The organism is Gemmatimonas sp., assembly GCF_027531815.1.
Lineage (GTDB): Bacteria > Gemmatimonadota > Gemmatimonadetes > Gemmatimonadales > Gemmatimonadaceae > Gemmatimonas.
Genome location: NZ_JAPZSK010000006.1, coordinates 164,807 through 186,045, shown reverse-complemented (window position 1 = coordinate 186,045; position 21,239 = coordinate 164,807). Strand labels below are relative to the sequence as shown.

20 protein-coding genes and 1 tRNA gene are annotated in these 21,239 nt (G+C 69.3%); all 21 read left to right on the top strand.

What is annotated here, in order from left to right:
• The first annotated feature begins 1 nt into the window (after position 1).
• The 21 genes from lspA to O9271_RS08285 all read left to right on the top strand — a co-directional run bounded on the left by lspA (position 2) and on the right by O9271_RS08285 (position 21,194).
• Complete coding sequence (gene lspA / locus O9271_RS08385; RefSeq protein WP_298268246.1) at positions 2-598, top strand: signal peptidase II; 597 nt, start codon at positions 2-4, stop codon at positions 596-598.
• A complete protein-coding gene (locus O9271_RS08380; protein ID WP_298268244.1) occupies positions 595-1,611 on the top strand; it encodes an RluA family pseudouridine synthase in 1,017 nt (338 codons plus the stop codon). The genes lspA and O9271_RS08380 overlap by 4 nt, the downstream gene beginning before the upstream one ends.
• Before the next feature lie 4 nt (positions 1,612-1,615).
• Positions 1,616-2,035: a chemotaxis protein CheW gene (locus O9271_RS08375; RefSeq protein ID WP_298268241.1), complete on the top strand. Its 420-nt coding sequence runs from the start codon at positions 1,616-1,618 to the stop codon at positions 2,033-2,035.
• The gene (locus O9271_RS08370; RefSeq protein ID WP_298268239.1) at positions 2,032-2,397 is read left to right on the top strand and encodes a response regulator; all 366 of its coding nucleotides are present in this window, start codon (positions 2,032-2,034) and stop codon (positions 2,395-2,397) included. The genes O9271_RS08375 and O9271_RS08370 overlap by 4 nt, the downstream gene beginning before the upstream one ends.
• A gap of 14 nt (positions 2,398-2,411) precedes the next feature.
• Entirely contained in the window at positions 2,412-4,352 is a 1,941-nt protein-coding gene (locus O9271_RS08365) for a chemotaxis protein CheA (protein ID WP_298268237.1), read from the top strand.
• A 26-nt stretch (positions 4,353-4,378) separates the two neighbouring features.
• Positions 4,379-5,137 carry a chemotaxis protein CheC gene (locus O9271_RS08360; RefSeq protein ID WP_298268235.1) on the top strand — a complete coding sequence of 253 codons (759 nt, stop codon included), beginning with the start codon at positions 4,379-4,381 and terminating at the stop codon, positions 5,135-5,137.
• Between the two features lie 17 nt (positions 5,138-5,154).
• Positions 5,155-7,890 carry a tetratricopeptide repeat protein gene (locus O9271_RS08355; protein ID WP_298268233.1) on the top strand — a complete coding sequence of 912 codons (2,736 nt, stop codon included), beginning with the start codon at positions 5,155-5,157 and terminating at the stop codon, positions 7,888-7,890.
• Positions 7,891-7,898: 8 nt separating this feature from the next.
• Complete coding sequence (locus O9271_RS08350; RefSeq protein WP_298268231.1) at positions 7,899-9,047, top strand: DUF4388 domain-containing protein; 1,149 nt, start codon at positions 7,899-7,901, stop codon at positions 9,045-9,047.
• Between the two features lie 83 nt (positions 9,048-9,130).
• Positions 9,131-9,835: a GTPase domain-containing protein gene (locus tag O9271_RS08345; protein ID WP_298268229.1), complete on the top strand. Its 705-nt coding sequence runs from the start codon at positions 9,131-9,133 to the stop codon at positions 9,833-9,835.
• Complete coding sequence (locus tag O9271_RS08340) at positions 9,832-11,571, top strand: DnaA/Hda family protein (protein WP_298268227.1); 1,740 nt, start codon at positions 9,832-9,834, stop codon at positions 11,569-11,571. Before O9271_RS08345 ends, O9271_RS08340 begins: the two co-directional genes overlap by 4 nt.
• Positions 11,571-13,271: a DUF4388 domain-containing protein gene (locus O9271_RS08335; protein WP_298268225.1), complete on the top strand. Its 1,701-nt coding sequence runs from the start codon at positions 11,571-11,573 to the stop codon at positions 13,269-13,271. Before O9271_RS08340 ends, O9271_RS08335 begins: the two co-directional genes overlap by 1 nt.
• A complete protein-coding gene (locus O9271_RS08330) occupies positions 13,268-13,759 on the top strand; it encodes a chemotaxis protein CheD (RefSeq protein ID WP_298268223.1) in 492 nt (163 codons plus the stop codon). Before O9271_RS08335 ends, O9271_RS08330 begins: the two co-directional genes overlap by 4 nt.
• Entirely contained in the window at positions 13,746-14,885 is a 1,140-nt protein-coding gene (locus O9271_RS08325; RefSeq protein ID WP_298268221.1) for a chemotaxis response regulator protein-glutamate methylesterase, read from the top strand. Before O9271_RS08330 ends, O9271_RS08325 begins: the two co-directional genes overlap by 14 nt.
• 10 nt (positions 14,886-14,895) lie before the next feature.
• Positions 14,896-15,366 carry a hypothetical protein gene (locus tag O9271_RS08320; RefSeq protein ID WP_298268219.1) on the top strand — a complete coding sequence of 157 codons (471 nt, stop codon included), beginning with the start codon at positions 14,896-14,898 and terminating at the stop codon, positions 15,364-15,366.
• Entirely contained in the window at positions 15,363-16,277 is a 915-nt protein-coding gene (locus O9271_RS08315) for a tetratricopeptide repeat protein (RefSeq protein ID WP_298268217.1), read from the top strand. Before O9271_RS08320 ends, O9271_RS08315 begins: the two co-directional genes overlap by 4 nt.
• Positions 16,274-17,281, top strand: coding sequence for a hypothetical protein (locus tag O9271_RS08310; RefSeq protein ID WP_298268215.1), 1,008 nt, complete (start codon positions 16,274-16,276; stop codon positions 17,279-17,281). The genes O9271_RS08315 and O9271_RS08310 overlap by 4 nt, the downstream gene beginning before the upstream one ends.
• 93 nt (positions 17,282-17,374) lie before the next feature.
• Positions 17,375-17,545: a hypothetical protein gene (locus tag O9271_RS08305; protein ID WP_298268213.1), complete on the top strand. Its 171-nt coding sequence runs from the start codon at positions 17,375-17,377 to the stop codon at positions 17,543-17,545.
• Positions 17,546-17,690: 145 nt separating this feature from the next.
• A tRNA-Val gene (locus O9271_RS08300) sits at positions 17,691-17,764 on the top strand.
• Between the two features lie 216 nt (positions 17,765-17,980).
• Positions 17,981-19,624 (top strand): hypothetical protein, encoded by a 1,644-nt coding sequence (locus O9271_RS08295; RefSeq protein WP_298268211.1) that lies wholly within the window; start codon positions 17,981-17,983, stop codon positions 19,622-19,624.
• A 260-nt stretch (positions 19,625-19,884) separates the two neighbouring features.
• Entirely contained in the window at positions 19,885-20,835 is a 951-nt protein-coding gene (rsmH, locus tag O9271_RS08290) for a 16S rRNA (cytosine(1402)-N(4))-methyltransferase RsmH (protein WP_298268209.1), read from the top strand.
• Positions 20,817-21,194, top strand: a complete 378-nt coding sequence (locus O9271_RS08285; protein ID WP_298268207.1) for a hypothetical protein — start codon at positions 20,817-20,819, stop codon at positions 21,192-21,194. The genes rsmH and O9271_RS08285 overlap by 19 nt, the downstream gene beginning before the upstream one ends.
• Positions 21,195-21,239: the final 45 nt, after the last annotated feature.

Here is a 21,239-nt window from a genome sequence, read left to right as displayed (position 1 = left end):
CATGGCGTCGAACACTCGGCCATCCGCCGCGCGCACGGCCGCCGCGCACGTGGCACTCAGCGACCGCCCCGCCGCGTCCACCACCGTCCCGTTCTGGATCATCGTGGCCGTTACGGTGGCGGCTGACTTCGTCACCAAGGCGCTCGCGGTCGAACACCTGGTGCCGCGGCACATGCCGCATCGCATCATCGGCGATGTGGTGCGCTTCACGCTCTCGTACAATCCCGGCGCCGCGTTCGGCATGCATCTGGGCCCCGGATCGCGGTGGATCTTCGCCGTGCTCAGCATCTGCATCGTCGTCGTGCTGCTGCGGGCCACCAGTGATCTCACGCGGACCTCGCGTCTGGCTACCTTCGGCGTACCCGTCATCGTGGGGGGCGCCATCGGCAACCTGCTCGATCGCATCCGCCTGCGCGAGGGCGTCGTGGACTTCATCGACATCGGGATCGGCACAACGCGCTTCTGGACCTTCAACGTGGCCGACACCGCCGTCACCATCGGGGCAGCGTGCCTGGTCATTGCCCTCTGGCAGGAAGATCAGGCGCTCCAGTCGGCGGCGAAGGCACAGCAGCCGACCCCCGATGGCCCCGCGGCGTGAGCGCGGAGCGCACCTTCCAGGTCACGGTTCACGACGACACCGGTGAGCGGCTCGATCTGCTCGTGGCGCGGAGCGCCGGGGTGTCGCGCACGCAGGCAGCCACGCTGATCGCCAACGGCCACGTGCTCGTGAATGGGACGCGAGCCAAGGCCAGCTATCGCACCGAAGAGGGGGATCGCATTGGCGTGGTGGTGCCGCCGCCGCCCGGCCGCGATATCGTCCCCGAGCAGATCCCGCTCGATATCGTGTTCGAGGACGAGCATCTCCTCGTGGTGAACAAGCCGGCCGGCATGGTCGTGCACCCCGCTCCGGGCAACTGGTCGGGTACCCTCGTGAATGCGCTGGTCGGACGGGGCGAGCCGCTGGCGGAAGGGGGTGGGGAAGACCGGGCGGGATTGGTGCACCGCCTCGACAAGGACACCTCGGGATTGCTGGTCGTGGCGAAGACCGATGCCTCCCACCGCATCCTCAGTACCGCCCTCGCCGCCCGGCAGGTCACGCGCCGCTACGTCGCGGTCTGTTGGGGGCATCTCAGTGGCGATACCCTCACCGTCGACCAGCCCCTCGCGCGGGATCCGCGAGACCGAACCCGCATGGCAGTCGTCCCCGGGGGGAAGGCAGCCCGTACGGATTTCATCCGGCTGGCGCGCTTCGACAGTGTGGACCTGTTGCGCGCCCACCTGCACAGTGGACGCACCCACCAGATCCGCGTCCACCTGTCGAGCGTGGGGCACCCGGTGATCGGCGACGATGTCTACGGCGGTGGCGGCGGGCGCAAGCTGGCCGCGCTGCCGCCGCGTCGTCACTTCCTCCACGCCGCCTGGCTTCGCTTCAAGCACCCCGTCTCCGGCAACGTGATCGATCTCCGCTCGCCGCTGCCCCCCGACCTGCGTCAGTCGCTGGCCACCCTCAGCGACATGCCGGAGCTCGCCACGCATCAGGACCCGCTCGATGTCTTCGGATTCTATCGGACCACCGACGACCCCCCCGCTGCCCGACACACCGCCGACTGACGCCGTGGAGGGCGTGGAGGGCGTGGAGCGCGTGGAAGAGGCCCGGCCGCAGTGGCTGGTCGTGACCTCCGGAGAGGCGGTCTTCGGCATCCCCGTGACCCAGGTACGTGAAGTCGTACGCCCCGGCGGGGTCCGTCCCGTGCCAGGCACTCCGCCGCTGCAGGCGGGCATCGTGAACGTGCGGGGCGCCATCGTCACCGTGCTGGACCTGCAGGCGCTCCGAACCGGAGAGCGTGCCGTTACACCGGGGTCGATCGTCCTCCTCCAGTACGGCGCCCGGCCGATCGGGCTTGCCGTGGATCGTGTCCTGGATGTTCGCACGGCCGCGCCGGAAGATCCGGACGGACCCGCTGGCGCCACCGTCCTGGACGCGGTCGCGCTCTGTGCGCGGCATCTGCATTCAGCCGAGGAGAGAACACGGTGAGCAAGACGGTACTGATCTGCGACGACGCGATCTTCATGCGCACCATGGTGGGGGACATCCTCACCCAGGCAGGATTCGAGGTGGTCGGCGAAGCCGAAACCGGTGTCCAGGCCGTGGAGAAGTACAAGCACCTGCGCCCGGATCTCGTCACCATGGACATCGTGATGCCCGACATGGGGGGCATCGATGCCGTGCGTGAGATCACCTCGCACGATCCGCACGCCCGCATCCTCATGTGCAGCGCCATGGGCCAGCAGGCGCTCGTGGTGGAGGCCATCCAGGCAGGCGCGAAGGACTTCGTGGTCAAGCCGTTCCAGCCCAGTCGGGTGCTGGAAGCGGTGAACCGCGTACTCGCCGCCTGACCCGGAGCATCCTGATGGACACGGCGCGCTATGCGGCCCTCTTTCAGGCCGAAGCGCGCGAACATCTGGCGGAGCTCGACGCGACGCTGCTGGCGCTCGAGGAGGCTGGACGCACCGCGGCGAGCCCGCTCGACACGAGCGAGCTGGTGGCTACGCTCTTTCGCGGGATGCACACGATCAAGGGCATGGCCGGCTCGATGGGCTATGGCACCGTCGAACGCGTCGCGCATGCCCTCGAATCGCGATGCGAGCCGGTGCGACGTGGAGATGAGGCGGTGCACGCGGAGCTGCTGGCCTTGCTCTTCGAGGGCACCGACGTGCTGCGCGCCGCGATTGCCGATGTGGTGTGCGGGGGAGAAACGGCGCCCGCGATGGTTGGGAGCCTGCTCGTGCGACTCCGCCCGCCGGTGTCGACGCCGCTGGCATCCGACACCACGAAGGACGCGCTGCCAGTGCCGGGGCCGGCGGTCGACGGTGCCGCCGCCGCCACGATTCGCCACCTCGACGTGCATCTCGTGGACGATTGCCCGCTCAAGGGCGTGCGCGCCATGCTGGTCCTGACCAAGCTCGGTACACTCGGGCAGATCCGCGGCACGCATCCCGAGCAGCCGCGCTGGCAGGACGAGACGTTCGACGGCCGCTTTCGCGTCGTCCTGGCCAGCAACGTCACCGATGAGGCGCTCGAGCAGGCGGTGCGCGCCGCCGGCGATGTGGCACAGGTCTATGTGCGTGTGCCGGCTGGAGCCACACAAGCGGTCCAGCAGCGGGTCCGTGCGGTCGCGCCGGCGACGACACGAACCGTGCGCATCGACCCCCGGCGCCTCGACACGCTGCTGGATCTTGCCGGGGAGCTGGTCATCACCCGTGATCGCCTCCTGCGCGCCATCGAGGCCCTCGACCACCCCGATCGCGACGTGTTGCGCGCTGCGCGTGACGCCGCGCGCCTCGTGAGCACACTCCAGGACGAAGTGCTGCAGGCGCGTCTGCTGCCCGTAGGGCAGGTGTTCGACCGCTTTCCCCGCCTGGTTCGCGACGTGAGTCACGAATTGGGCAAGGAGGTGGCCTTCACCATGGAAGGGCGGGACATCGAGATCGATCGGTCGCTGCTGGAGGCCATCGGCGATCCCCTGCTGCACCTGCTGCGGAATGCGCTCGATCACGGCATCGAAGACGCGGCCGGGCGAGTGGCGGTCGGCAAGGCGGCGCGTGGTGAGCTCACGCTGCGCGCGGTGCGCGATCGCGCCAGCGTGATCATTCAGGTGCAGGATGACGGACGCGGGATCGACCGACACGCGGTGCTGGAGCGCGCGAGAGCGCAGGGGCTCGTCGCGGCTGAGGTACAGCAGCTGGACGACGACGCGTTGCTGCGGATCATTGCGCATCCCGGCTTCTCCACGGCGCGCCGCGTGACGACCCTGTCGGGACGCGGCGTGGGCGTGGATGTCGTGAACACGCGTGTGCGCGCTCTGGGTGGGCAGCTCGAGCTCGAGACCATCGAGGGCACCGGAACGGTGGTCACGCTACGCCTGCCGGTCTCGCTGACCATCACACGCGCGCTGCTCGTGGAGGTGGCCGGATGCACCTTCGCCCTCCCCGCGATCCACGTCAGCGAGGCCACGGAGTATCACGAATCCCTGCGGGTGCATCACACAGAGCGCCCCGCCGTCACCATTCGTGACGACCTCGTTCCGCTGGTGGCGCTCGATGAACTCTTCGGGCTCACTCGGTCGTCCACCCTCGAACGCCACGATGACGCGGCGGGCGATCGTCATCTCGCCATCGTCGACGCTGGCGGTCGCCGCGCAGCGCTGCTGGTCGACACACTGGTCGCCCAGCAGGACATCGTGGTCAAACCGCTCGACGTGGTGCACGGAGCGGCACCGTGGTTCAGCGGTGCCACCGTGCTTGGCGACGGCAGCCCGGCACTCATCATCGATGTGCCGAGCGTCGTGTGACGGTGGCGAACGGGGATGTCTCATTCATGGCGGACGTGATCATGCAGCACAACGACATCAGCCACGCGCGCGCCGACGGGTCAGCCGTTGCGCCGGCGTCCGCAGGGCGCGCCGTGACCACGGCAATGCCCCGTGGCGGTACCGCGTCGTCGGCGCCGCGACCCGCTCCCCCGGTCCACCCCCTCAAGAGCATCCAGCTCGATGCGCTGCGGGAAATCGCGAACATCGGTGCTGGCCACGCCGCCACCGCCCTCTCGCAAATGACCGGTAGCACCATCATGATCAAGGTGCCCGCCATCTGCCTCGCGAGCCTGGAGGAACTGCCCGCCCAGGTGTCGCCGCACGAGGAGCCCGTGGCGGCCGTCATGATGCACATGCTCGGCGATCTGTCGGGACGCACGTTGCTGGTGTTCCCCAAGCCTACCGTCATGCGGTTGGCGGAGCTCATGTTGCGGCGGCCCGTGGGAAGTTCCGTCGCGTTCAGTGCGCTCGAGTCATCGGCCATCAAGGAAACGGGGAACATCCTCAGCGGGGCCTACATGAATGCCCTCAGCGATTTTCTCGGCATGCTGCTGTTGCCGTCGCCGCCCACCCTCGTGATCGACATGTCGGCGGCGGTGCTTTCCACCGCCGCCGGCGAATTCGCTCCCGATCCCGATTCGGTGCTGTGCGTGGAGAGTGAGTTCCTGCTGCGCGAGGCCGATCTCACGCTGCGCGGATACTTCCTCCTGCTGCCCGACCCGGCGTCGCTGCAGGTCATGTTGCGCGCCATTCGCCTGGCCTGACGGCGAGTCGCGGTACCATGCAGGCGAATCCAGCCGGTTCCCACACCGGTCTCTTGCGCGCCCTCGCTGATCGCATCGATCAGCAGGATCCGGGGGCGTTCAACAACCTCGGTGTGCTGTACCACACCCGCGGGCTCCACGCGGAAGCGGTGGACGCGTTTCTCCGGGCGCTGGAGCTCGATCCGCGCATGCGCGCCGCTGCGCGCAATCTCGAGATTGCTGCGAGGCAACCGGGAGCATGTGATGCGCGACTCGCCGTCGTGGAGGCACGCATCGCCGCCAACCCCGCTGACCGCGCGGCATTGCGTGAACGGGCTCAGCTCGTGCGCCTCCTGGGGCGTACCGACGCGGCCGTGCACCAGCTCGATGCGCTGATCGCCGAGGATCCCGACGACGCCGAGGCGCTGTTCGAGCGCGGCCTCGTCGAGCAGCGTGCCGGCGACCTCCGGCGGGCACAGCGATGGTTCGCGCGGGCCGTCAATGCCGGAGCGGTGGGCAACGCCCGGCTCCACCTGGCCGAGGTGCTGTACCAGCGCGGGCAATACGAACAGGCGCTCGCTGGTCTCGAGGCGCTGGTGCGCGAATACCCCGACCAGGCTGACGCGCACCTGCTGCGTGGGTTCGTGCTGGGGGACATGGGCAATCACGAGGCGGCTATCGAAGCCGCACGCCGTGCGGCGCAGCTCAATCCGGCGCTGGAAGCGCTGCAGGGGGATCTCGTCATCGAGGCTACGGCAGCGCATCACGACACCGCCGCCGCCGGGGTGATGACCGTCGAACCCAACGGAGCGCTCGCGCGCCACGGCTTGGGCCTCGCTTTTCGGCAGCGTGGGTACTTCCGCGAGGCGCGCGTGGAATTCGTACGGGCCCTGGCCCAGGGCGAGGATGTGCGACTCGTACAACACGCCCTCGCCGAACTGGACCTGCTCGATGGCGACTCGGCATCGGCTCGTGCGCGGTACGAGCTGTTGCTGGGCATGGAAGAAACGGCGCGGGGGTGGAACGAGCACGGCGTGGCCCTGCATCAGGCCGGTGAGGTCGCCGGTGCGGCCGACAGCTATCGCCGGGCCCTGCGTATTGATCCTCGCCACGCCCTCGCCTACAACAATCTCGGCGTGGCGCTCGCCGACCGTGGCGATACGCAGGCCGCGCGCGAGGCCTTCCTGCGCGCGGCCGAGCTCGACCCCACCCTGGTGCTGGCTCAGCTCAACCTTGCGCGCTGGTACGTCCGGCACGACGATGCCGTGGCCGCCCTGTCGCTGCTGCGCGAGCTGGCCGAGTTCCACCCACAGGAGGCCGAGGTGTGGCATGTGCTGGGGCGCGTGCTGGCGCAAACGGCACGCCTCGAGGAGGCACGTGCTGCCTTGGTCAAGGCCATCGAGGCGCGCCCGGCGCACGCCGAGGCGCGCTACGCCCTGGCCCGGGTACTCGAGCAACTTGGCGACGGCGACGGCGCCGTGCGCGAAACCCAGCGCGCGCTCGCTGGGGCGTCGGTGCACAAGGAGGACCGCCTCACGGTGGGAATCGATCTGCAGCGCGAGTGCCCCGACGCCGTGGGCCCGGTGGATCTGCTGAGCCTGGTGGGCGGCACGCCGCTGGTGGGCGTGGCGATCGGCGACCGCGAGGTCGACGCGCTGCTCCCGGAACGGCCGCACCACACGCCCGCGCTGCCGCCGGTGGGCGAACGTGCCCGTCGTCACTGCGAAGCGGCCGACGACTATGCCGTGCGTATCCTGCACGGCGAAGCGGTGGAGCGCTATCGCGCGGCGCGTGACCTGCTGGAGACGGCCCTCGCCCCCGATGCAGACGCGGCCGAGGCATCGGCGTCGTCGGATGAGCGCGCCGTCTGGCGCGCGCTCTGGATACGCGCCGCGCTGGGGGAGGCACGCTCCGAGTGTCTGCTGCGTCGCGAGGCGGGCGCACTGTCATTGCTGCGCCGTCTGTCGCGCCAGGTGAACGACAGCGTCGACGTCCTCGTGCTGCTGGCGGCCTCCCTCACGGCATACGACGATACGGCCTATCGCGACGAAGCACGGAGCGCGCTGCTTCGCGTGCTGCGGCGCGACGTGGCCAGTCCGGCGCTTTTGCATTACGCTGGTGATGTGTCGGTGCGTCTGCGTGACGAACCGCTCGCGCTCGGCTTTTATCGTCGCGCGCTCGCGCACGACCCCATGCGCCCCACACCACGGGTGGCGATCGCACGTCTGCTGCGTGACCGCGGCGATCTGCTTGCCGCACGTCTCGAGCTGGTGGCGGCGCTCGCCGCCGCGCCCGGCTGGCCCGACGCCGTCGTCGAGCTGGCACGCGTACATCGCGACGCACGCCGTCTCCCAGACGCGCGGTCGGTACTGGTGGAACACCTCATGGCCATACCCACCGACCTCGACGCGCTCGCATTGCTGGCCGAGGTGCTGTTGGCCGAGGAACGGCACACCGATGCGCGCGTAGCGGTGAATCGGGTGCTGCGCCACGACGCTGACCATCCCCAGGCCATCTGGATGGATGGCGTGCTGCTCGCCGCACAGTCCCGGCTGCGCGATGCGGTGGATCGTTGGAGCCGCCTCTCGCGGCGCACCGACGCGGAGCCCTGGAGCAGTCGCGCGCGCGCGGCGGTCGCGCGCTTTCCCCACGGCGATGCGGCGGCCGACACCGAAGCGGTCGACGTATGCATCTTCGATGAGACATGGCCTGGCGGAATGGCGCGGCATATCGCGTCCCCGGCGGCGTCGGCCATCACTGCGCACGTGGCCTGAGGCGGCATATGGCTCTCGAAGGACGGCTCCGTGATCTGGCACTGACCGAGGTCCTGCAACTGCTGGCCCTGGGGCGAAAGACCGGTGTGCTGCATTGCGACGCGCCGCTGCAGGGGCGCCGCGCGCAGCTGGCCTTCGAGGCCGGGGCGATCGTGGATGCCGAGGTGGTGGGAGCCGACCGCGTGCACGAGCTGGCCGCGCCGCGGCGCCGGGAGAGCGATCGCGCGGCCATGGAAGCGGCCGTGCAGGATGTGCTGCTCTGGCGCGACGGGACCTTCCGCTTCGCGCCCGCCCAACGGCCCCTGCACCCCAGCGCGGTGCGCCTCACGGTGGAGCCGCTGCTCATGGACGCCGCCATGCGCGCCGAGGTGTGGCAGCACATCGAGGCCCGGGTGCCGCATGCGCGTGTCATCCCGGCATTCGTCGAGGTGGAGCCACATCAGCTGCCGTTGCTGCGCCTGACGCCGCCGCAATGGGACATCCTCACGCGTGTCGATGGCCAGCGCGACCTCATGTCGCTCGCCGCCGCCATGCAGCGGGATGTCACTGATGTGGCCCTCCTCGTGCACGACCTGCTGGGGGCCGGGCTGCTCACGTTGCGCGAGGGACAGGCCGCGCCGCGGCGCAATCCCACGCCGCCCGCGATGGCGAGCATCCCTACCACCGCCGAACTGCCGTCCGCTCCGCCGGGCTCCTCACCGCCGACCTCCACCGCGGCGGTGCCGCTCCCCGGGCCGGTTGCCGCGGAACTCTGGGTGCCATCGGGCTCCTACACGGCGATCGTGGGGCCCGCGGAACCGGACGAGGACTCGCTCTTCGACCCGGTGGCGCATGGCGTTCTCAGCACCGACGGGCTGCCGCTTGCCCCCGCCCCCTGGCAGGGCAGCGGCATGACGTCGGCGGCGGTTGCGCCAGCGCCCGTTGAACCGTCCTTCCCACAAGAGCAGCCGCCGGACGGCGCTCCGGTGCCCACCGACGGGCAGATCGGCCATGTGTTGTGCCAGCAGGGAGATGCGCTGGCGCGGACCGGGGATCTGCGTGGTGCGGTGGCGCACTGGAATGCCGCCCTGCGGTCGCCGGTACCGCCGCCCAACGCCGATCAGGTGCGTGAGGCCATCGGGCTGGCCGCTCGATTGCACGCGCTGTTGCACCCGTAGGGTACGGGCGCGACGGCGTACCGTCTACGGAGAGGACGCGCCGGTGCCTACACCGGCGTGCGGCGAGGAAGAGGAGCGGGCGCATGCCCATTGTCGATCACGCCACGCGGCTGATCACCTGCAAGCTGGTCTATTACGGCCCCGGTCGGTCGGGAAAGACGACAAATCTCACCTATCTGCATTCGGCCTTGCCGAGCGGGCAGGTGGGATCGCTCACGTCGCTTGCCACGCGTCGTGATCGCACCCTCTTTTTCGATTACCTGCCGGTAGACCTTGGCACCGTGGGCGCGTACAAGGTGCGCTTCCAGTTGTACACCGTGCCCGGCCAGCCGTACTACAAGGCCATCAGGCAGCTGGTACTGCAGGGCGCCGACGGCGTGGCGTTCGTGGCCGACAGTCAGCGGCACCGGTGGGACGACAACTTCGAGAGCCTGCAGGACATGCACGCGAATCTGGCCGAACACGGGGTGGACGCCCGGGCGCTGCCGATCGTGCTGCAGTACAACAAGCAGGACCTGCCACCCTCGCTCGCGGCCAGTGTCGCCGAGCTGTCGGCGGCGCTCAACTTCCGCGTCGTCCCCGAATACGCGGCCGATGCGCTGAACGGCGTGGGCGTTTTCGACACGCTGCGGGCGCTGGGCCGCACCGTGTTGCGGCGGCTGGGCGCTGAAGACGGAACCGTGGCCGGGCGGCGGGCCAACGCCGCCTTGCGCACGCCCGTGTATGCGCCCGCACTGGACGCCCCGACGGGGCAGGGTGTCCTGACCGGTGCTGGTGTCGCCGCGTGACCGGCAGCATGGATCGCTCCCTGCGATTCGACACGTTTGTGGTGGGCGCCTCGAACCGATTGGCCGTCTCGGCGGCACGCGCAGTGGCCGACGCCCCCGGGCAGGCCTACAACCCGCTCTTCATCTATGGTGGGTCGGGGCTCGGCAAGACGCATCTCGTGGCGGCCATCGCCCATCGCACCCGCGAGGTGCAGCCGGCGGTCCGTGTGCGCTTCTCGTCGGGCGAAGAAGTCGCCGAACTGCTGCACCGCGCGGTGGCATCGGGACAGCCGCAGCAGTTTCTCGAGCCCTTTTCCCAGGCGGACCTGTTCATCCTCGATGATGTCCAGTTCCTGACCGGCCAGCGGGAGACGCAGAGTGAACTGCTGCGGCTGCTCAGCGTGTTGCTCAGCGCCGGCCAGCAACTCGTTCTCACGAGCGATCGCCAGCCATCGGAGATCCCCGATGTCGACCAGCGACTCCTCTCGCGACTGTCAGGCGGCCTCGTGGTGGATGTGGGGGCGCCCGACTTCGAACTGCGCCTCGCCATTCTGCGCAATGTCGTGGCCGACCGCGCCGACTCCTTCGCCGATGGGGTGCTCGACGAGGTGGCGCGCCTCCCGTTCGGCAACGTGCGGGAACTCAAGGGAGCGCTGAACAAGCTCACGGCATACCAGCAGCTCGATGGCCGACCGGTGGCCTCCGACGAGGTGCGTGCGGTTCTCGGCGTCCATGCCGCACCTTCGGCCCCGCCCACCCCCGAGCGCATTCGGGCCATCATTCCCAGCGGCACGGACTACGAAGGCTTCCTTGCCGATGTGCTGACGGAGGTGGAGACGCGTGTCGAACCCTGGCGCGTGCGCATTGGCGAGGCCATTGGCGCCTACCGCGTCGACGGCTGGAACGTGAGGGTCCTCGAGCGGGCACTGCAATCGCCCCAAGCCATCGATGCCGACGGATTGCTGCGCGCCTATGCCGCCGCCGTGGACCATCTGCGTGGCCTTGAGGTGCACGCGGTCGCCATTGATCCGGCACTGCGTGGCCATGGTGCCTTCCGTAATGTGGAGGCCATTCCGGCTGCCGAGCAGCTACTGCAGTACACCATCGATACCGCGCTGCCGCTGCCGCCGCCGTCACCGGGATTCACCCGGGCCGCCCTTCAGGTGGGAGCCGAGAATCAGCTGGCCGTACGCGCCATTGATGCGGTCATCGACGCGCCGGGCGCCGGCTACAATCCGCTCCTCCTGCACGGACCTGCCGGCAGTGGCAAGACCCACTGCGCGCACGCCATCGGCAACGCGGTGAAAGCGCAGTGGCCAGGCAAGCAGGTCGCCTGCCTGCCGGCTCGCCAGTTCGTCGAGGAATACATCGCCGCGATGCAGGAGGGCGGGGTGGAGCGTTGGCGGGTGCGCTACCGCCAAGCCGATGTGCTCATTCTCGACGATGTGCAGGAGCTGGAAGGAAAGGAACGCACACAGGACGAGCTGTTCCATCTGTTCAACCTGCTCGTGGGCCGCGGGGCGCAGGTCGTGCTCACGAGCTCTCGCCCGCCCAAGGAAATGCTCGGGCTGGCGGACCGGCTGCGGTCGCGTTTCGAAGGCGGGCTCGTGATCTTGCTCGCGGCGCGCGAGCGACTGCGCCTCGAGCAGCTGGCCGGTCTCGAACCCGGAGAGCGCGACCGGTTCTTCGAAGACCGGGAAAAGACCATGTGGCGCTGGCCAGAGCTCGGCGGTCGCCTCATTGAGGAGTACCGGTAATGGCCATTCGCGGCAACTTGAGCGAGGCCAGTCTCGCCGATGTCCTGCAGCTCCTCTCGTTGGGGCAGAAGACGGGGTGCCTGAGCATCGCGCGCGATGGCAGCTTCGGCGCCGTTCACTTCGCCGACGGGCGCGTGGTGCACGCCTCCATCGTCAATCGGCGCGACCGGCTGGGCGATCGGCTCGTGCGCCTCGGGGCCGTTGCCGCTGACGAACTCGCGCGGCTCGCCGCCCAGTTGCAGCTCCAGGACGACCGCGATCTGGCCAGGGCGCTGCTCGCCAGCGAGCTGGTGGATCATGACCTGCTGGTGCAGGTGTTCCGGGCGCAGGTCGAGGAAGTGGTGTACCACCTCTTTGGCTGGACGCAGGGTACCTTCACCTTCGAGTCCGATGGCGACCTCTCGCTCGATGCGCCGCTCTTCTCCATCAGTGCGGACGCGCTGCTGCTGGAAGGGGCGCGCCGGATCGACGAATGGTCGGTCATTGAAAAGAAGATCCCGTCCTTCGACCTCATCTTCGAGGCCGACGGCTCGCGCGTCAGCGCGCGCGACGTCTCGCTCTCGTCGGTACAGGAGCGCATTGCCGAGCTGCTCGACGGGACGAACGACGTCCACGCGCTCATCGAACGCTCCGGACTGAGCGAGTTCGATGTGGGCAAGGCACTGTACGGACTCGTGACGACGGGCTACGCGCGGCGGGTTGGGCGCAGTGCGGCCCACCGCCAGCCGCCCCCGGAGAGCCGCGTGGCCGAGCATCGCAACCTCGGCATCGCGTTCTATCGCACCGGCATGCTGGACGAGGCGTCGCGCGAATTGCGCCGCGTCCTCGAGCTGCGCGAGTCCGATGGCATCGCCCGCTTTCACCTGGGGCTGGTGCACGCCCGCCGCGGAGCCTGGGCCGACGCGGCGTCCACCTTCGCGCGGGCGGCCCAGGAGCCGGAGGCACCGTCGGCGGTGCTGCACAACTTGGCCTTCGCTCTCGAACAGACCGGCGACCGCGAGGGCGCATCGCGCGCCCTCGACGAGGCCGCGCGACGTGCCGGGTCGCTCCCCGACCCGCGGCTCGCCCTGTCGCGGGCCGACATGGCGCTTCGCGACGGTGATCTCGCTGCCGCCGAGGCGTTGCTGGCGACCGCGCGCGCCCAGTGGGGCGCGCGCCAGCCATCGGCCGCGTGGTTCCACAGTGCCGGTCTGGCCGCGGCACTCGCCGGCGACAGTCGCCGGGCGGTTGCCGTGCTCGAGGAAGGGTTGGCGGTGTACCCGCACGCCGTGCCGCTGCACAACAACCTTGCGGTGATACACGAGCGGCGCGGCAGCTACGAACTGGCCGCGCGGACGCTCGAACACGCGCTGCTGGAGGACGCCAACTGTCCGCACCTGCACAAGAACCTGGGCGATTATCTCTATCGCGCGCAGCGCTACGACGAGGCGTTCGACGCGTTCGTGCGGGTGGTGCGCCTCGCGCCGTGGCACGGCCCCGATGTCTACCTCAAGCTGGGGAACATTCACTACCGGCGTGGGGCACTCGACGACGCCCGTGAGGCGTGGGAGCAGGCGCTGGTGCTCGATCCCGGCAATCGCATCGTCATGGCGAATCTGGCAGCCATGCTGCCGGCAGCCGACCAGGTCTTTCCCGAGTCGTCCGCCACGCGTCCCGTCGCGCACGATGAGGCGCTGGCCGTGCTGGGGGCGGACGCATGAGCGTGCTCGCGGCGCCCGTCATGGTCGGCATCGCCGAGATCGAAGTGGGGCAGGGCGAGCTCACCCTCGTCACGACAGGGCTGGGGAGCTGTGTGGCGGTGGCCCTGTACGACGCCACCGAAAGGGTGGGGGCGCTGGCGCATGTGCTCCTGCCGCATGCGGCTCTGTCATCCCGGCCCCCGCGACCCGGCAAGTTTCCGTTTACCGCCGTGCCCGCCATGCTGGAGCGCATGCGTGCCTGCGGCGCCCGCGGCGAGATCAATGCGCGGCTCATTGGCGGTGCCTCCATGTTCGGCGCGCTCCTTCCCGCCGGGGCCGTAGGACTCGGCGTGCGCAATGTGAAGGCGGCGCGTCAGGCATGCGCCGCGCACGACGTCCCCATCGTGGGGGAAGCGGTGGGTGGCTCCATGGGGCGTTCGCTCACCTTCGACGTGGCCACCGGCCGCATCGTCGTGCGCAGCGTGCGGGGCGACGATGTCGAGCTCTGACCAGCCGGTCGGCACCTCGGGCCCGCCGGGCACGCGACCGACGCGGGTGCTCGTGGTGGACGACAGCGCCTTCATGCGGAAGCTGGTCAGTGAAGTGGTGGAGTCCACTGGCGAGTTCACCGTGGTCGGCACGGCCCGGGACGGTAAAGAAGCCTTGCGGCAAGTCGCGGTACTCGACCCCGATATCGTCACGCTCGACGTGGACATGCCCGCGTTGAATGGCCTGGCGGCGCTGGAGTTCATCATGCGCGATCATCCACGCCCGGTGGTGATGCTGAGTGGCGGCGGTACCGACAGCGGCGCCGACGCCACGCTGCGCGCCCTCGAACGGGGGGCCGTGGATTTCGTGCGCAAGCCGTCGGGGGCCATCAGCCTGGACCTCGACGTGGTGCGCGAGCATCTGCTGCAGGCGCTGCGCGCCAGCGTCGATGTGCAGGTGGCCGCGCACCCGGTGCTGACGTCGGGACAGTTGCCGGTGCCGCCGCGCGCGGTGCCGCTGCAACTGCCGCTGGCTGGTGCCCCCTCGCGGGTGGTGTGCATTGCGGCCTCGACCGGCGGACCGGCGGCGCTCTCGCAACTGCTCCCGGCCTTGCCCGCGTGGCCCGACACGGCGGTGCTCGTGGTGCAGCACATGCCACCGGGCTTCACCGCCAGCTTGGCGAGGCGTCTCGACGCCGCGTCGGCGCTCACGGTACACGAAGCCGGAGACAACGAACCGCTGCGGGCCGGGCACGCCTACATCGCGCCGGGCGGGCGGCATGTGCGGTTGCACGGGCCGCGCGAAGTGCCGCGCCTGCTGTTGGGTGACGATCCGGCGCAATGGGGAGTACGCCCCGCCGCCGATCCGCTGTTCCAGTCGGTCGCCCAGGTGTACGGCGCCCAGACGGTCGCCGTGGTGCTCACCGGGATGGGGTGTGATGCCGCCGAGGGGGCGCGGGCCATTCGTGCCGCGGGCGGGCGCGTGGTCGTGCAGGATCGCGCCACCTCTGTCGTGCCGGGGATGCCGGACGCGGCGCTGCGCGCCGGCGGCGCCGACGCGGTCGCCCCGCTGCACGAGCTGGCCGCCGTGATCGCGGCGCAGGTTGACGTCCTCGAGCGTCGCCTGCAGCTGCGGGAATCGGCATGAGGCGCCCGTCGTGACTACGACGTTCCGCTCGATCGTATCCACCGCGGCACGCCATCGTGCCCGACCACCCGTCGAGCGCAGCACCTTCGTGATCGTGCAGCACGGCCCGTTTCGTCTGGCCATCCCGGTGGAGTGCGTGCTGCGCGTCGAGCGTGCCACCACCGCCACCGCGCTCGTCCCCTTCGGCGGTACGATGCTCCCCGTGCACGCCCTCGCCATCGGTGAGGAGGCCGAAGGGTGCCACACCCGCCATCCAGACGATCGGGTGCTCATCCTGCGGGCACATGCCACGGCACCGCCGCATCTGGCCGGCCTCGTCCACGCGGTGCTCGACGTGGTCGCCGTGGACACGGTGCTCGTGCGGCCGCGCTCGACGCTCGCGGAGGAAGTACCAGCGCATCCGGCCGTTCGCGGTATGTTCCCTCGCATGGATTCTCCCGTCTGGGTCATCGATCCCGCCCGCTGCCCACGGCCCGCATGAGCGGAATGTCACCGGCCGCGCCTGATCCTGCGGCCGCGGTTCCGACGGCCGCGGCACTGGACGAGCAGTTGCAGCAGCTGCAGGCCGCACTCGATGAGGCGGTCGGGCGCCACGCGGCGAGCCCGCTGGACGCGACCGAACGTGACGCGCTCAAGCTGCAGATCATTGCCCTCTTCCGTGACGCCGACGCGGCGCTGCAACGGGCCAGTGCGCGCAAGGAAGCGGTGAAGCGGCTGGCCGAGCAGTGGAAGCAGTTCGACGGACGCCCCATGACCCGCGCGGCAACGCCCGTGGCATCGGCCCGGGTCGATCACCTCGGCGCTTCCACGTTCGTCGAGAAGGGGTGGTCGAGGCTGTCGCTGCTCCAACTCGAGGGCGCCGAAGCGGCCTTTCGCCGAGCACTCGAGCTGGCCCCCGGCCATGTGGAGGCGGAAACCCTGCTGTCGTGGGCGTTGATGCTGCGCGACGCGCATGACGAGGCCATGCAGGTGCTGCAGGGCGTCCTGCAGCGCGAACCGCAGTATCCGTTGGCGCACGTGAACGTCGGGTACATTTGCCTGCGCAAGGGGATTTACGGCGAGGCCATCGAGCACCTCACGTCGGTCATTCGTGCCGATCACGATCGCCGCGCCGTGCTCTACGCGCATCTGTACCTCGGCATGGCGTATCGCGAGCGTGAGATGTACGACGATGCCGAAGGGTTCTTCCGCACGGCACTCGAACGCGGACCCAACCTGCTCCAGGCGTGGTACGAACTGGGCAGGTGCTACTGGTTCGCTGGCCGGCATGGCGATGCGTGCCTGGCGTGGAAAACCGGAAGCGAGGCAAACAGGTTCAGTCCATGGGGGAAACGCTGCGCGGAGCTGCTGGACGTGGTGGAGCAGGGGGGAACGCCGCCGCGCGACGGGTGAGCGGGCCTCCCCTGTTGCGCCAGCTGGTGGCTGCGTTCCTGCTCCTGACGGTCCTATCGGCTGTCGTGTTCCGCACCATGGCCGTTGCACAGGGCGCGCCGCGTGACCCTGGCATACGGCTCGATGCCGGTCGTTTCACCATCGTGGCCGAGCGGCAGGACGAGCGTCTGGCCCGCTCGCTGCTCGCCGAGGCGCAGCGCCGCGACACGTTCCCGGGGTTGCCGCGGCCTCGACAGCAGGTACTCATTGCCATCGCCCCCGACGCGGCCCGTCTGCGGGCCTGGGTCGGACCCTACGCGCCGGAATGGGGTGCCGCCTTCGCGTTCCCCGACCAGCGTCGCATCATCATGCAGGGTCGCGGGGCCGGCTCCGATGCCGGTGATCCGCGTGTGGTGCTGCGCCATGAACTGGCGCATCTCGCGCTGCACGAGGCGCTGGGGCCGCTGCCGCCACGCTGGTTCGACGAGGGCTATGCCAGCTTCGCCGCCGGAGAATGGACGCGCGAACAGGCTTTCGAGACCTCGCTTGGCATGGTGTGGCGTACCCTGCCCACGCTCGAGGCCCTCGAGCGTGGATTTGTCCGTGGCGGAATGGAAGCGTCGTGGAGCTATGCCATGGCGCACCGCGTGGTGAGCGAGCTGGACGCCCTGGGCGGCGACGCCGGCCTCGACAACTTCTTTGCGTACTGGAAGCAGAGCGGCTCGTTCGAGCGGGCGGTTCGTACGGCCTACGGCATGACCGGCGAGGCGTTTGAGAAGCACTGGCGCGCGCAAACGCGCACGCGGTACGGCGCCCTCGCCTTCGTGACGAACGTGTCCGCTGCCGTCGGGCTGTTCTCGCTGGTGCTCGTGCCGCTGTTCATGATCCGCCGGCGCCGCGATCGCCGGAAGCTGGAGGCTATGCGCGCAGCCGACGCCCTGCAGGAGGCGGCCGCGCGGGAAAGCGCGCTGCAGGCCATCCTCGACGGCGGCGTGTCGGAGGCGGAGCCTCGGGTGACGCCGTGAACGGCCGCCGGGTTGTCGGCCAGACCATGCCGCCGGGATACGGTTCGCTGCCGTCCCTTGTGGCGCCTCCCGCCGCGCCCTAATCTCCCCCGTATGACCACGAACGACACCTCGCGCTCGCGCACCCTGCTGTACTGGGGCCTGGCTGCCGCCTCGCTTCTGTTCGGTTACGTCGACCTTGCCCGCGGTGGCGAAACCATTGCGCCGGTCCTGCTGGTGCTGGGGTACGTGGTCCTGGTGCCGCTGGCGATCCTGAAGGGTTGAGATCGCCACCCGGATGTTCCACTTTGCGGCAGGGACAAGATCCCGCCCAACGTGACAATCCGGTTAAAGTTCTGCCTCACCGGTAACAGCGCCCCACCCTCGTTGTAGTTTCGCTACAGCAAGCGGTCGCGACGGGGCGTAAAGCGGGCGAATAGCTCAGCTGGTTAGAGCACCTGTCTTACACACAGGGGGTCGGGGGTTCGAATCCCTCTTCGCCCATCCCACCAAGACCGACGGCCGCAACTTGCCGGCGGATCGCGGCGGCCGCAGTTTCTTCGACTTACCCCCAGACCCGCGTGGCTTCGCACAGTCAACGGGTTGCTCCATCCCCCCCGGGGTTCCCGGGTCCACGGCTCAGGTGCGGAGGTTACGACATTGATGTCACGGCATTTCCAGGCGATCGCAGGGATTGGTTTGGCCCTCGGTGGCACCCTCGTGCCCTCGACGGTTTCGGCCCAGTACAACCGGGTCCCCGATCCGAACGCGAAGCGCGTCATGGTTGCGGTGTTCCGCAGCGGCGACAAGGGCCTGGGGGTGCAGGCCGCCGACGCGGTTCGCTCGCGCATGGGGAGCGAGTTCCCGTTCAAGCAGGTGTATGTGCTGCCCAAGCAGGACATCACCGCCACCCTCGAGGCGTCCGGGTTCCCCGTCACCGAGGCGCTTGAGCCGCATGACCAGAAGGCGCTGGCTACCCTGCTGCGCGCCGACGAGTACATCACCGGCATCGCCACCAAGACGCCCACGGGCGTCAAGGTCGAGGCGTATCTGGTGCTCGCCCGCGACAACGCGCTCGTGCAGCCGCTCGGCATGTACGACGTGAAGGGCATGGGCGACGCGTCGAGCGGGATCGCCAAGGAGCTCAAGGAAGCGCGCAAGCAGCTCGAGTTCGAGCAGAAGTGCATCAACGCGGCGCGTCAGCAGCAGTACGATGCGGCCATCGCGGCGGCCAAGGAGGGGATTGCCGCCTATCCCAAGGCCACTCTGGCGCGCATCTGCTGGGCCAACGTGCTCGTGACGCAGAAGGCGCCGGCCGCGCAGCAGCTGGAGCTGGCGAAGGAGATCGTGAACCTCGATCCCAAGAGCCGCCCGGGGCTCGCCATTCTCGCCCAGAGCTACCGCGACACCAACCAGGGTGACTCGGCCGTCGTGACGCTCACGCGTCTGCTGGCCACCGACCCCAAGAATCCGCGCCTCCAGAAGGACGTGGTGGAAGCCATTGCCGCCCTGGCCAACCCGGCGGTGGCCAAGCCCGTGATCGACGAAGCGGTGCAGGCCAACCCGGGCGACCCGGAGCTGCTCAAGCTGCGTTGGCTCATCCTGCTCTCCACCAAGGACTACAAGCAGGCGTTCGAGCAGGGTGACGAGCTCATCAAGCTCGACACGGCCTTCGCGGATACGACTTACTTCATCCGTACCGCCCGTGCCTACGCGGCCGACAGCCAGTTCCAGAAGGCGGCGGAAACGGCCTCCAAGGGCATCGCGAAGTTCCCGAGCAACGGCTCGCTCATCTACGAGCAGATCGTGGGGCTGCGCGCCGCGGGCCAGAACCAGCAGGCCCTCGAAGCGCTCGACAAGGCGCTGGCGGCCAAGATGCCGGTAGAGAACGCCCAGACGCTGCGCATCACGCTGCTCAAGGATCTGGGCAAGGGTGACGAAGTGTTGCCCGCCATCAAGGCGGCCATCGCTGCCGGCGACACCACCACGAACCTGCGCCTGCTCGCTCTTCAGGCGGCCAACGACGCGTACAAGAAGGCCGCGGCGTCCAAGTCGACCGAGGATTTCACCGCCGCGGTTGACGTGCTCAAGTACGCCGACTCGGTGGCGCCCAATAACCTCAAGGCGCAGTCGCAGTTCCTGCTGGGGGCCACGTACGTGGCCTTCGGTCAGGCCAAGCTGACTGCGGCGCAGCAAAGCAAGCAGTGTGCGCCGGCCAAGGAAGCCAAGGATCTCTTCGTCGAAGCGCAGATCCTGCTGCCCAGAGGGGGATCGTTCTCGCCTGATGCCATGCGCCAGCTCATGGGCGCCGTCATGCAGCTCGATCCGTACGCCGACCAGCTCATCAAGGCGATCTGCAAGTAATTGCATCGCACGCGGTACCTGCGGGCCCGCCGTCCTCGTGACGGCGGGCCCGCTGGCATTTGCCCCTACCGAGAACGGAATAACCGCGGGGTATCACATCCGTGCGAACACACGGGTAATGCACATTTTTGCGCGCGTCATCGTCTGTTGACGCTGCTGTCCGCATCTCACTATCATGCCCCGTTGCGACGCCCCTACACGCGCCATCGTGGCGCCTCTGCCGCTCTCATGAAGCGCCTGCTCGTCTGCCCCAACTGCGCGTGAGCCCCTTCCGTACGCTGACCGCCAGCCGCGTCGGCGCCTATCACGTGCCCGTGCTCCTGCCGGAAATCGAGGCGCTGCTGGCCGGCGCCTCCACGGTGCTCGATTGCACGCTCGGGGGCGGTGGCCACTCCGCGGCGTTTCTCGAACGAGGCATGCGCGTCACGGGCGTCGATCGGGATCCGCGTGCCCTCGCGGCCGCGCGCGAGCGCCTCGCCGATTTCGAGCGCTCCGGGCAGTTTCGCGCGCTTCTCGGCAACTACGCCGACGTGAGCGGAGCGGGGCTGGCCTACGCCGAGCACTTCGACGGCATTCTCCTCGACCTCGGGGTGTCGTCACATCAGTTCGACGACCTGACACGGGGATTCACCTTTCGTGAAGGGGCGCCCCTCGACATGCGCATGGGCACCGACGCCGATCAGGACGCGGCCGAATTGCTCAACTCCATCGACGAGGTCGACCTCTCGGCGCTGCTGCGCGCCTATGCCGACGAGCCGCGTGCCGCGCGGCTGGCGCGGGAAATCATCCGGCGCCGCGAACGACGGCCCTTTGCCACCGCCGATGATCTGGTCGATGCCATTCGCGCCGTGCTTGGGCCGCGCAGTGGGGCGCCCGATTTCGCCCGCATCTTCCAGGCGGTTCGCATCGCCGTCAACGACGAGCTGGACGGGCTGGAGCGCGCGCTGCCGGCGCTACGCGACCGGCTGACGCCCGGCGGGGTGCTGGCGATCATCGCGTATCACAGCGGCGAAGATCGGCTCGTGAAGAACGCGTTCCGTGAGTGGAGCACCGCCTGCGTCTGCCCGCCCAAGCAGATGGTCTGTACCTGCCGCGGGGCGCCGCTCGGCGAAACGCTCACCAAGCGGCCCATCAATGCCGGCGAGGCCGAAGTGGAGGCCAACTCGCGGGCGCGCAGCGCTCGACTGCGCGCGTGGAGGCGCGCGCGGTGATGGCCAGCGCCACGCGCCGACGTCGCACGCCCCTCAAGGGGCGCGCCGTTGTGGCACTGGGACTCGCCCTCTTTCTGGCGGTCACAACCGCCGTGGTGTGGCGACGCTCCACGGGCGTGCGCACGATCACACAGATCCAGCGACTGCAGGAGGAACGGCGCTCGCTCCTGGCGCAGGAGAAGTACCTCGAGAGCCAGCTGCGTCGCGCCACCAGCCGGCGCACCGTGGTTCAGGAGGCGCAGCGTCGCCTGGGCATGGTGCGCCCCGGCGAGGCGCAGACACGATTCATTGCGCTGCCCGTGGCCGCTGACCAGCGTGTCACCAATGCGGATGTCATCGACAGCGTGCCCCCGCAATGATCGGTCCATTCTCGGGGCGAAGCGAGGCACACCCCGCCCCCTCCG

Coding starts and splice junctions, on each gene's coding strand:
- lspA (WP_298268246.1), top strand. CDS start 2: ATGGCGTCGAACACTCGGCCATCCGCCGCGCGCACGGCCGCCGCGCAC.
- O9271_RS08365 (WP_298268237.1), top strand. CDS start 2,412: ATGGACACGGCGCGCTATGCGGCCCTCTTTCAGGCCGAAGCGCGCGAA.
- O9271_RS08360 (WP_298268235.1), top strand. CDS start 4,379: ATGGCGGACGTGATCATGCAGCACAACGACATCAGCCACGCGCGCGCC.
- O9271_RS08355 (WP_298268233.1), top strand. CDS start 5,155: ATGCAGGCGAATCCAGCCGGTTCCCACACCGGTCTCTTGCGCGCCCTC.
- O9271_RS08350 (WP_298268231.1), top strand. CDS start 7,899: ATGGCTCTCGAAGGACGGCTCCGTGATCTGGCACTGACCGAGGTCCTG.
- O9271_RS08345 (WP_298268229.1), top strand. CDS start 9,131: ATGCCCATTGTCGATCACGCCACGCGGCTGATCACCTGCAAGCTGGTC.
- O9271_RS08335 (WP_298268225.1), top strand. CDS start 11,571: ATGGCCATTCGCGGCAACTTGAGCGAGGCCAGTCTCGCCGATGTCCTG.
- O9271_RS08330 (WP_298268223.1), top strand. CDS start 13,268: ATGAGCGTGCTCGCGGCGCCCGTCATGGTCGGCATCGCCGAGATCGAA.
- O9271_RS08325 (WP_298268221.1), top strand. CDS start 13,746: ATGTCGAGCTCTGACCAGCCGGTCGGCACCTCGGGCCCGCCGGGCACG.
- O9271_RS08315 (WP_298268217.1), top strand. CDS start 15,363: ATGAGCGGAATGTCACCGGCCGCGCCTGATCCTGCGGCCGCGGTTCCG.
- O9271_RS08305 (WP_298268213.1), top strand. CDS start 17,375: ATGACCACGAACGACACCTCGCGCTCGCGCACCCTGCTGTACTGGGGC.